The sequence below is a fragment of the uncultured Jannaschia sp. genome, assembly GCF_947494025.1.
Lineage (GTDB): Bacteria > Pseudomonadota > Alphaproteobacteria > Rhodobacterales > Rhodobacteraceae > Jannaschia.
This window is the reverse complement of record NZ_CANLTQ010000027.1, coordinates 23,819-33,347: the sequence shown is the minus strand read 5'-3', so window position 1 is coordinate 33,347 and position 9,529 is coordinate 23,819. Positions and strand designations below refer to the sequence as shown.

12 protein-coding genes and 1 tRNA gene are annotated in these 9,529 nt (G+C 66.8%); 7 read left to right on the top strand and 6 right to left on the bottom strand.

The genetic code is table 11. The annotated features are described in order from the left end of the window. Positions 1-362 precede the first annotated feature (362 nt). On the top strand, positions 363-746 hold the full coding sequence (locus Q1B08_RS22110; protein ID WP_366140052.1) for an integrase core domain-containing protein: 384 nt from the start codon (positions 363-365) through the stop codon (positions 744-746). A 47-nt stretch (positions 747-793) separates the two neighbouring features. On the opposite strand, the gene Q1B08_RS17955 is transcribed toward Q1B08_RS22110, so the two are convergent. Next, positions 794-1,057 carry a hypothetical protein gene (locus tag Q1B08_RS17955; protein WP_299821904.1) on the bottom strand — a complete coding sequence of 88 codons (264 nt, stop codon included), beginning with the start codon at positions 1,055-1,057 and terminating at the stop codon, positions 794-796. Between the two features lie 291 nt (positions 1,058-1,348). Between Q1B08_RS17955 and Q1B08_RS17950 the strand changes: the two genes are divergently transcribed. Next, positions 1,349-1,424, top strand: a tRNA-Trp gene (locus Q1B08_RS17950). A gap of 54 nt (positions 1,425-1,478) precedes the next feature. On the opposite strand, the gene Q1B08_RS17945 is transcribed toward Q1B08_RS17950, so the two are convergent. From Q1B08_RS17945 to Q1B08_RS17930, 4 genes are all read right to left on the bottom strand, one after another. Then, the gene (locus Q1B08_RS17945; protein ID WP_299821903.1) at positions 1,479-2,753 is read right to left on the bottom strand and encodes a calcium-binding protein; all 1,275 of its coding nucleotides are present in this window, start codon (positions 2,751-2,753) and stop codon (positions 1,479-1,481) included. Between the two features lie 181 nt (positions 2,754-2,934). Then, complete coding sequence (rpsI, locus tag Q1B08_RS17940) at positions 2,935-3,444, bottom strand: 30S ribosomal protein S9 (RefSeq protein ID WP_299821901.1); 510 nt, start codon at positions 3,442-3,444, stop codon at positions 2,935-2,937. Between the two features lie 2 nt (positions 3,445-3,446). After that, positions 3,447-3,908, bottom strand: coding sequence for a 50S ribosomal protein L13 (rplM, locus tag Q1B08_RS17935; RefSeq protein ID WP_299821899.1), 462 nt, complete (start codon positions 3,906-3,908; stop codon positions 3,447-3,449). 153 nt (positions 3,909-4,061) lie between these two features. Continuing rightward, positions 4,062-5,495 carry a PLP-dependent aminotransferase family protein gene (locus Q1B08_RS17930; RefSeq protein WP_299821897.1) on the bottom strand — a complete coding sequence of 478 codons (1,434 nt, stop codon included), beginning with the start codon at positions 5,493-5,495 and terminating at the stop codon, positions 4,062-4,064. Between the two features lie 99 nt (positions 5,496-5,594). On the opposite strand from Q1B08_RS17930, the gene Q1B08_RS17925 reads away from it, so the two are divergent. Together Q1B08_RS17925 and Q1B08_RS17920 are read left to right on the top strand one after the other, a co-directional pair. Next, complete coding sequence (locus tag Q1B08_RS17925; protein WP_299821895.1) at positions 5,595-5,819, top strand: DUF1127 domain-containing protein; 225 nt, start codon at positions 5,595-5,597, stop codon at positions 5,817-5,819. 122 nt (positions 5,820-5,941) lie between these two features. Next, entirely contained in the window at positions 5,942-6,226 is a 285-nt protein-coding gene (locus Q1B08_RS17920) for a hypothetical protein (RefSeq protein WP_299821893.1), read from the top strand. Here Q1B08_RS17920 and Q1B08_RS17915 read toward each other — a convergent pair. Further along, positions 6,207-6,665 (bottom strand): PaaI family thioesterase, encoded by a 459-nt coding sequence (locus Q1B08_RS17915; RefSeq protein ID WP_299821891.1) that lies wholly within the window; start codon positions 6,663-6,665, stop codon positions 6,207-6,209. The two genes, Q1B08_RS17920 and Q1B08_RS17915, sit on opposite strands and share 20 nt — an antisense overlap. 190 nt (positions 6,666-6,855) lie before the next feature. Between Q1B08_RS17915 and surE the strand changes: the two genes are divergently transcribed. From surE to Q1B08_RS17900, 3 genes are read left to right on the top strand one after another with little or no spacing between them, the layout of a single operon-like run. Then, positions 6,856-7,650, top strand: a complete 795-nt coding sequence (surE, locus tag Q1B08_RS17910; protein WP_299821889.1) for a 5'/3'-nucleotidase SurE — start codon at positions 6,856-6,858, stop codon at positions 7,648-7,650. A gap of 11 nt (positions 7,651-7,661) precedes the next feature. Next, positions 7,662-8,297 carry a protein-L-isoaspartate(D-aspartate) O-methyltransferase gene (locus tag Q1B08_RS17905; protein WP_299821887.1) on the top strand — a complete coding sequence of 212 codons (636 nt, stop codon included), beginning with the start codon at positions 7,662-7,664 and terminating at the stop codon, positions 8,295-8,297. A 43-nt stretch (positions 8,298-8,340) separates the two neighbouring features. Beyond that, positions 8,341-9,501 carry a peptidoglycan DD-metalloendopeptidase family protein gene (locus Q1B08_RS17900; RefSeq protein ID WP_299821885.1) on the top strand — a complete coding sequence of 387 codons (1,161 nt, stop codon included), beginning with the start codon at positions 8,341-8,343 and terminating at the stop codon, positions 9,499-9,501. Positions 9,502-9,529: the final 28 nt, after the last annotated feature.

Genomic DNA, 9,529 nt, shown 5'->3' with positions numbered 1-9,529 from the left:
ACCGCCAATGCACTCCTCCGAGACGGAAGGAAATGGACCGAAACCCCCGCTTGATCATCACGGATACTCGGGACATCACTGCGGGATGCCATGTCGAGCAGCGGGATCCTGTGACGTCGTCAAGAGCCGGACCCATGACGGGAGGACGTTCCGGAGGCTCGGTGTCATCGGCGAGTTCCCCCGGGAATGCCTGGCCATCAAGATCGACCGAAATCCGAATTCGACCGCGATCGTCGATGTTCCGGCCGACCTGTCCCCGCCTCACGAGGTGTGCCTAGCCAAGTTCGGTTGGATAACGGCCCTGAGGTCGTCGCCATGGCAGGTTCGAGACCGGATCGACGCTGTCGGCGCCAGGACTGCCTTTGTCGAGCCCGGCGGCCCCCCGGGGGAAAGGATATTGCGATAGATCGAAGCTCCGGGGCGAGTTGCGGAATGGCGAGATCTTCGACCCGCCGGTCGAGCCCCGAGCGGTCATCGAGGGGTGGCGCGTCCACATCAATACCGTCGGGCCTCACACCTCCCTCGACGATCGATCACCGGCTCCGGAAGCCGTTGAATGGCCACCTCGCGGCACAAGATCACCCCCGCCCCGGGTAATCCGCTCTGGCACCGAGACCTGCCAGGCACCGAGACCGAAACCGGACCACCCGATAGGGGCAAGCCATTACCCAGATGGTGCTTGCCTCAACTATTCTGACAGCCGTAACTCAACGACTCCGCTTAACTTCATTCGGCCTGACAAATGAAAAGCGGCGACCCCTTGGCCGCCGCTTCGGTCACCGATCCGTCTGGATCAATTGTTAGCGATGATCGCCTCGATCTGGTTCTTCTGGTTCGACTCGTCCTCGTCCTCGACGACTTCCTTGATCGCCGCGATCTGGCCAAGGGTCAGGTTGTCGAGCTCTTCGGTTGGAATGCCCATGCGCTCGAAATCAGACATCAGCGCCGTCTGCAGCATGTTGTAGCCTTCGCCCATCGAACCGGAATGCGCTTCGGCGAACGCGGCGCCGGTCGACAGGGTGGCGATCATGGCGGCGGCGGTAAAAATACGTTTCATGGTGTGCTCCTTCAGGGGCCGTGGTTGTGCTTCGCTAAACCAAAACCGCGCCGTCTTCCGTACGCTGTCTCGGCATTGCACCCCATAAACGGGCCCTCGCAGCGAAAAGTTCCTACGGATGATCGTCTTTTGCGGTCATCCGGCCCGTGAACGACGCGAGGTCGATCGTGCGGAGGCGCACCGACGAGAGCAGCAAGGTCTTGTCTCTAGGTCGTCCTTCGTCATGCCGACGAAGCCTTGCAAACCCTCTTGCGCCCCCGGATCACAGATCATATGCCCCGGGGCACCTGCAGGGGTATAGCTCAGTTGGTAGAGCAGCGGATTCCAAATCCGCAGGTCGCGGGTTCGAACCCTGCTGCCCCTGCCAGGTAGAATTCCCACTGGCCGCGATTTCCGCGAGTCACTTTGCGCGACAGGCGGGTCAGAGGATCAAGGCACCCTCGTCGAGGGCGTTCACGCCCCGTATGAGGATCTCGAAATCCGCTCGGGCGTTGCCGTTCACGTCGGCCCGCAGAAGGATGCCGTCGTTTTTCTCAAGCAGCCAGACCGCGTTTGCGGCTCGACCGTCATCGGAAAGGGCAAAGGACTGGTTGCCCTCCTGTGAGGTATCGGCGTCGATCCCGCCCAGGTGGATCACGTCCTCGCTGCTGCAGAACTCCCGCAGGTCATCGCGATCCGCGCCGGCCCTGCTTTCGTCCGCGGAGCGGAAGACGAACGTATCCCGGTCTTTGTCCCTGCCGCCATGGAGCGAGTCGCGTCCCTGTCCGCCGATAAGAATGTCCGCGCCACTTCCACCAAACAGGTGATCGTCCCCGGAGCCGCCGGAGAGCCGGTCGTTGCCATCGCCGCCGTAAAGCCAATCCCGGCCGTCACGGCCCCAGAGCTTGTCGTAACCTTCCTCACCCTCGAGTCGGTTGGCCTCCTCGGTCCCGAAGATGCGGTCGCCACGGCGACTCCCGATCACGTTCTCGATGTCGATGATCGTATCCCGGCCGTAGCCGGTATGCTGCGCCTCTTCTGAAGCCAGATCAACGCGTGCGGCCGTTTTGCCGTTGACGACGAGCCAGTCCGAACCCTCGCCTCCGTTCATGCGATCGTTGCCCTCGTCGAGGATGAGGCGGTCCCGCCCGGTCCCGCCATGGACGTGATCGCGACCGTCCCCGCCGGAAATCCGGTCTTTGCCATCGCCGCCGTTGACCACGTCGCGTCCGACACCGCCGAATAGCCGATCGTTTCCATCGTATCCCTCGATCCAATCGGCACCGCCAAAGCCGTACACGAAGTCCTTCCCGTTGCTGAGTCCGAAATAGTCATCGCTGGAAAGTACCGATTGGAACAGCTGACGATCATCGTACGACGTCTGCGTCGTGCTCACGTCGAGGATCGAGGACGCGGAAACGGCTATGTCCGTGAGTTCCCACTCCGCCCATAAGCTGCCGGCGCTCGAATACAGGTCCGCATACAGGGTGACCGTCCCATCCTCGAGAAACCCCTCATCCTCATCAAGGCCGCAGCCGCCGAACAGGCTTATCGCGCGTCCCCCGTCGCGATAGAGAGGGAAAAGGTCAGGGATGAGTTCGCCGTAGGCCTCGACGTTTTCGTCTTCGATCAGTGCGTGTTCGATCGCCAGGTCGCGGAGCCGGTGCAAGTTCAGAGCACGCCAATCGAAACTGCTCGGAGACAGAAGTATCGCCATTTGCTGATCCCCGTCGCCGTAACGGCTGCAATATCGTTTTGAAATGCCGTGTTACTGACGCGTATCGGCAGGCCCGATCAAGACGAGGTTCGAGAATAGAAGGTGTCTATCGTTTCGATGGCCAAACGAAAACAGGCATCCGCGATTGCGGATGCCTGTTGCGGTCGTTTTCGGGACGGGGTCAGCGCTTGGAGAACTGGAAGCTCTTGCGGGCCTTGGCCTTGCCGTACTTCTTGCGCTCCACCACGCGGCTGTCGCGGGTCAGGAAGCCGGCGGCCTTGAGCGGCGCGCGCAGGCCCGGCTCGTAAAGCTGCAGCGCCTTGGAAACGCCGTGCTTGACCGCGCCCGCCTGACCGGAAAGGCCGCCGCCCTTGACGGTGGCCATCACGTCGAACTGCCCTTCGCGGTCGGTGATCTGGAACGGCTGCTTCAGGATCATCTGCAGCACGGGGCGCGCGAAATAGGCGTTGATGTCCTTGCCGTTGACGGTGACCTTGCCGGAGCCCGGCTTGATCCAGACGCGAGCAACCGCGTCCTTGCGCTTGCCGGTCGCGTAGGAGCGGCCGAGCTCGTCGCGGACGGGTTCGCGCGGGGCGGAAGTGTCCAGCAGGACCTGACCGTCATCCGAGGTGGCCCCGGACGTGTCGACGGCGCCTTTGAGGTCTTCGAGGGAATTGAGTTGCTCGGCCATGATCACGCGCTCCGGGTGTTCTTGGGATTCATCGACTTGACGTCCAGCGTCTCGGGCGACTGCGCCGCATGCGGATGCTCGGCCGAGGCGTAGACGCGAAGGTTGGTCATCAGCTGACGCGACAGCTTGTTGCCGGGCAGCATGCGCTTCACGGCCTGCTGAACGACGCGCTCGGGGTGCTTTCCCTCAAGGATCTGCTGCGTCGTGCGGGATTTGATGCCGCCGGGATGGCCGGTATGCCAGTAATTCGGCTCGTGGCGCTTCTGGCCGGTGATCTGCACCTTGTCGGCGTTGATCACGATGACGTTGTCGCCCATGTCCATGCTGGGCGTGAAGGTCGGCTTGTGCTTTCCGCGGAGGCGGGTGGCGACGATCGAGGCGAGCCGACCCAGAACCACGCCCTCGGCGTCGATCAGGATCCACTTCTTGTCGATCGCGTCGGGGGTCATGGTGAAGGTCTTCATCTGCCTTGCCCTATCTGACGTGATTTCAAAAGTCCGGGCGTTCCCGGTCGAAACGCGCTTATACAGCTTCGCACCGCAGCGTCAACGACCATGATTCAGAGATAACCTAACAAAAACAACGTCTAGAGTTTGGGGTTACATTTTACCCCATGTTCAGACGCCGATACCTTCGGGCGGATGGTCGAGCAGCTTCCGCAAGCGACGGACGGCCGCGGCGAAACTGTCGAGCGTCACGCCGCAATTGACGGCGAGGCGCACCGCATGGGGGGCGTTCGCCTCCCGTTCCGCGTATTCCTCGGCGGCCCGCAGCTTGACGCCGACCTCTTCCGCCGCGCGGCAAAAGGCGGAGGCGCGCCAGCCATGGGGAAGGGCGAGCCAGAGCAGCGCGATGTCCTCCCGCCAGGTCAGATCGTGGCCCGCGAGGATCTCGGCCGCATTCCGCATGTAGCGTCCGACCTCGCGCCGCACCGCGTCCCGCAGGGCCGGCAGTTCGGGATGGACAAGGAGCTTCGCGGCCAGATCGCTCATCGGCGTGGCGAGGCCGAAATAGTTGTATTCCGCCGTCCGGCGCAGGGCGAGCCGCCGGTCGGGCGGGGGCAGGGCGAAACCCAGCCGGAGGGCCGGGCTGATCGTCTTGGCCACGGAGGAGACATGCCACGTCCGCTCCGGCGCGAGCAGCCGGTAGCTCGGCGCGTCGGAGGCGGTCATCTGGTAGCAATCGTCCTCGAGGATCTGCAGGTTCGCCGCCCGCGCGACCGCGATGACCTCGCGTCGCCGGCCTTCGGAGGCGCGGCGGCAGGTCGGGTTCTGCGCGTCGGGGGAGGTGCAGAGGATCTGCGCGTCGCCGTGCCGGGCCGCCGCCGCCAGCGCGTCGGGCCGCACGCCTTCCCCATCGATCGCGACCGTGACGACATCGGCGCGCAACGTCTCGGCCATGCGGCGGAATCCGGGATAGGTCAGCTCCTCCAGCAGGACGACAGGGCGCCGCCCGGCAAGGACGGTCTGCAGGATCAGCGCGATGGCTTGCTGCCCGCCATTGGTCAGGATGACGTCGTCGGGCGCGACGGGACCGAGTTCGGGGGAGGCGAGGTAGGACGCGGCCGCCGTCCGGGCGGGTTCCTCCGACCGGTGGACGGGATAATGCATCAGGCCAGAGGGCGGATCGGCCGCGATCTCGGAAAGGAGCGTCCGAATGAGCTCTGCCTGTCCGACGGAGGGCAGATGCGGTGACAGCATGTTGACGTCGTGAACCGCTCCGCCGGTCCCGTGCGGCAGGGCGTCGATGGCCAGCGGTTTCGGCTCGGCCTGGATCGCCTCGAGCCCGCCCTTGCGCGCGACGAACGTGCCGCGCCCCACCACCGCTTCGAGCAGGCCGGCATCGGTCAGGCGCGTATAGGCCCGGGCCACCGTACCGGGCGTCACGCCGATCCGCCACGCAAGGTCGCGCACGGGCGGCAGCTTGGCGCCGGGAGGCAGATCGCCTCGTTCGACGGCGGCCCGGATCGCCCCCTCCAACACAACGTATTTAGGCCGTTCGTCCCTGCCGAAATCGACTTGAAGGACGTTCGACGGGGATATTGTACTCATCACAATGTTTCTCTGGCGGCGGTATTTGCCTCATTGTACCGATATTCTCGCGAATACGTCAAATTGTAACGGTACAAAGGTACGAGTCAGGAGCCCTCGATGTCTGTTGCCGCCCGTCCTCCCGTCCTCGACAGCATGGCCAGCCCACCGGCCTTTCCGCTGGCCGCGGCGCTCGTTCGCGCCGGCGCGGCGCTGGCTCTCTGGGAGCGGCGCGCACGGACCCGGCGGCATCTGCGCGCGGTCCCACCCGAACGCCTGGCCGATCTCGGCCTGACGCCGCGAGAGGTTTCGGTCGAACTCGCCAAGGGATTCTGGCGGGCCTGACGTTACCCCTTCGGTTTTCTTCCCCGACTGGCCGGACCGCCTTGTGCGTCCGGCTCTTTTTCGTTCGGGAAACCTCCGATGCCTCCGGGGCGTTTGTTGCCGGCACAACCAAGGAGTCCGTCATGCGCCCCCTGATCCTTCTCCTGCTCGTTCCCGGCCATGCCGCCGCGCAATCCGCCGCCCCCGACCCGCTTTCCTGCGCGGCGACGGAGGGCGGCGTCGAGTGCACGGCGACCGTCCCGGACGGCGTTCGCGACGACGCCGTTCTCTACTGCCTCGCGGAGGACGCGGCGGGCGAGCCGCTCGCCAATTCCACGATCAGCTCGGATGCGGGCACCGCCGTCTTCAACACGCTGACCGAGGCCGATATCGAGCGGATCGCCGGCGTCACGTGCCGGGAGCAGTGACCGGGACCCCGCGGGGCCCGTTCGGCGGAATGGAATAGGTGAGCGCGGCGCGCGCGACGGGCGCCGTCGATCCGGCCGGCCCGATCAGGCAATCCGCGACCGCCAGCACCCGGCCGAGCTTCAAGAGGCGGACGTCGCAAAGGAGGTCCGCCCCGGCGGCGGGCTTGCGCATGAAGTCGATGCTGCAATTCGTCGTCACGGCCAGCGCCACGGGCCCGAGCCGCGACAGGATGGCGAGATAGACGGCGACGTCGGCGAGCGCGAAGATCGCAGGCCCCGAAACCGTCCTGCCGGGCCGCAGATGCCCGTCCTGGACGACGAGGCGCAGGATCAGGCCCTCCTCGGTGATCCGCTCCACGACGAACTGGTCGCAGACCTGCGGAAAGTCGCGCACGAGAAAGGCGGTCAGCGCCTCCACATCCATCTTGATCCCCGCCATCGCGTCCCCTCTCGCATCCGTCTCCGCCACCTTCTGGCGCAGCCGGTCGGAATGCGGAATGCCCGCATTGCAGGATCCGCGGGCCTTTGCGCTACGGTTCCGGGCACCGCAACAACGCAATCCCCGAAAAGGGCCGGCCCCGCTGGACGCAGATAGCGACGGCTTCTAAAGGCGGGGCAAAGGGGATCCCATGCGCATACTCATCACCAACGACGACGGCATCGGCGCGCACGGCCTCGCCGTGCTCCAGGAGATCGCCACGGCGGTGGCGGGCCGCGACGGCGAGGTCTGGACCGTCGCGCCGGCCTTCGAGCAGTCGGGCGTCGGCCATTGCGTGAACTACATCAAGCCGTCGATGATCACCAAGCTGGCCGAGCGCCGCTTCGCGCTGGAAGGCTCGCCGGCGGATTGCGTGCTCGCCGGGCTGGGCGAGCTGGTGGACGGGCCGGTCGATCTGGTCCTGTCCGGGGTGAACCGCGGCAACAATTCCGGCGAGAACACGGTTTATTCCGGCACCGTGGGCGGGGCGATGGAGGCCGCGCTGCAGGGGGTGCGCGGCATTGCGCTGAGCCAGTTCTACGGGCCCGACAATGTCGGTCTCGACGATCCGTTCGAGGCGGCGGCCCGGCATGGCGCGGATTGCGTGCGCCGACTGGTGGCGGATGCGCCCTGGGGTGGCGAGACCTACAAGCTCTTTTACAACGTCAATTTCCCGCCCTGTTCCGCCGCCCATGTCCGCGGCCTCGCGCCCGTGGCGCAGGGTTACCGGGGCGACGCGCGGATGCGGGTCCATCCCCAGACCTCGCCAAGCGGCCGCGACTACCTCTGGATCCAGGGCAGCGCGCAGGGAGAGGCGACCGGCCCGGGGACGGACGTGAAGGCCAATGTCGAGGGCTGGGTGTCGGTCACGCCCATGCGCTGCGACCTGACCGACCACGCCGCGCTGGCAGATCTGCGCGGCACGCTCGACGCGTATCCGGGCTGAGGGGGGCAGGGATGAACCCGGAGGAGACGATGCGGCTGCTGGTCGCGCTGCGCTCCCGCGGGGTCGGCGACACCCGCGTGCTCACGGCGATGGAGCGGGTGGACCGCGCCCGCTTCGTCACGCCGACCTTCGCCGCCCGCGCCTTCGAGGACGTGCCCCTGCCGATCGCCCGGGGGCAGACCATCAGCCAGCCCTCCGTCGTCGGTCTCATGACGCAGGCGCTGGAGGTCGGCCCGCGCGACATCGTGCTCGAGGTCGGGACGGGCACCGGATACCAGTCGGCGATCCTGTCGCATCTGGCACGGCGGGTCTACACGATCGAACGGCACCGCCCGCTCGCCCGGATGGCGCGCGAGAACCATGAGGCGCTCGGGTTGACCAACATCGTCCAGATTGTCGGCGACGGCAGCTACGGCGTGCCCGAACAGGCGCCCTTCGACCGCATCCTCGTGACGGCCGCGACGGAAGACACGCCCGGCCCCCTGTTGGCACAGCTCCGCATCGGCGGTAGGATGGTGCTGCCGGTCGGCGAGAGCGATCAGGTGCAGACCCTGATCAAGGTCGTCCGCACGGCGGAAGGATACGATTACGAGGAACTCGGCGCGGTGCGCTTCGTGCCGCTGATCGGGGGGGTGGAACACGACTGAAGGGCGTGGCATCCCGGCTCGGGCAGATGATGGGGAGACCGGGATGTTCGGCACAGGCAAGCGGACCCGCTGGGCGGGCGTACTTCTCGGCGCAACCGTGATCGCCGGATGTTCGGAGTTCCGATCGGGCAATCTGGATTACGATCTGCGCGGACAGAGCGGCACCGCCGCCGGCATCCGGCAGGCGTCGGTCACGCGGCCCGTGCCCGACGCGAACGGGCTCATCACCTATCCGAACTACCAGGTGGCCGTCGCGCGTAGCGGCGACACCGTGAAGACTGTGGCGGCCCGCGTCGGCATCGGCGCGCAGGAGCTCGCCGATTTCAACGGCCTGACGCCGGACGCGCCGCTCAACCCGAACGCCGTTCTCGCCCTGCCGCGCCGGGTCACGGGCGGTTCCGCGGGCCGACCCGACATCACCGCCATCGCCGGCAGCGCCATCGACCGCGCCTCGGGCGCCCCCGGCGCCGCGCCGGTCGCCGTTCAGGGCGGGCAGGAGCCGGTTCGCCACCGCGTCGCCCGCGGCGAGACGGCCTTTTCCATCGCACGCCTCTACGGCGTAAGCCCGGCCTCCCTTGCCGAGTGGAACGGGCTCGGCCCCGATCTCACCGTGCGGGAAGGACAATATCTGCTGATCCCGCTCGTCGTGACCGGGGACGGCGCGACCGGCATCCCGACGCCCGATCCCGGGCTCGACGCGGCGACGCCGCTCCCGCCCTCGGCAAGTTCGGCCCTGCCCGAGGTCGTCGAGGCCGAGCCGCTGCCCGAAAGCCCGCAGCTCGACCGGTTCCGCACCGAGGCCAGCGGCGCGTCCGAACCCACCCCGGCGCCCGTCCCGACGCCGGAGCCGGCCGCGCCGAGCGGCCTGCAACGTCCGGTCGCGGGCGAGATCCTCAAGCCGTTCTCCCCAAGCAACGAGGGCATCGACTTCAGTGCCGCGGAGGGCGCTGCCGTCAGTGCCGCGGCCGCCGGGACCGTCGCCGCGATCACCCGCGACACCGATCAGGTGCCGATCCTCGTCCTGCGCCACGCCGACGGGCTTCTGACCGTCTACGCCAACATCCAGGACATCCGCGTGGAGAAGGGCGACACGGTCAGCGCCGGCCAGCGCATCGCGAGCGTCGGCGGCGGCGACCCGGCCTTTCTCCATTTCGAAGCGCGGCGCGGGTTCGAAGCGGTCGATCCCGCGCCGCTCCTCCGCTGACGATCAATTTCACGCGGCGGTGCTTTCA

Coding starts and splice junctions, on each gene's coding strand:
- rpsI (WP_299821901.1), bottom strand. CDS start 3,444: ATGGCCGAGCAACTCAATTCCCTCGAAGACCTCAAAGGCGCCGTCGAC.
- Q1B08_RS17915 (WP_299821891.1), bottom strand. CDS start 6,665: ATGGCGGGGATCAAGATGGATGTGGAGGCGCTGACCGCCTTTCTCGTG.
- Q1B08_RS17920 (WP_299821893.1), top strand. CDS start 5,942: ATGCGCCCCCTGATCCTTCTCCTGCTCGTTCCCGGCCATGCCGCCGCG.
- Q1B08_RS17930 (WP_299821897.1), bottom strand. CDS start 5,495: ATGAGTACAATATCCCCGTCGAACGTCCTTCAAGTCGATTTCGGCAGG.
- Q1B08_RS17900 (WP_299821885.1), top strand. CDS start 8,341: ATGTTCGGCACAGGCAAGCGGACCCGCTGGGCGGGCGTACTTCTCGGC.
- rplM (WP_299821899.1), bottom strand. CDS start 3,908: ATGAAGACCTTCACCATGACCCCCGACGCGATCGACAAGAAGTGGATC.
- surE (WP_299821889.1), top strand. CDS start 6,856: ATGCGCATACTCATCACCAACGACGACGGCATCGGCGCGCACGGCCTC.
- Q1B08_RS17925 (WP_299821895.1), top strand. CDS start 5,595: ATGTCTGTTGCCGCCCGTCCTCCCGTCCTCGACAGCATGGCCAGCCCA.
- Q1B08_RS17905 (WP_299821887.1), top strand. CDS start 7,662: ATGAACCCGGAGGAGACGATGCGGCTGCTGGTCGCGCTGCGCTCCCGC.
- Q1B08_RS17955 (WP_299821904.1), bottom strand. CDS start 1,057: ATGAAACGTATTTTTACCGCCGCCGCCATGATCGCCACCCTGTCGACC.
- Q1B08_RS17945 (WP_299821903.1), bottom strand. CDS start 2,753: ATGGCGATACTTCTGTCTCCGAGCAGTTTCGATTGGCGTGCTCTGAAC.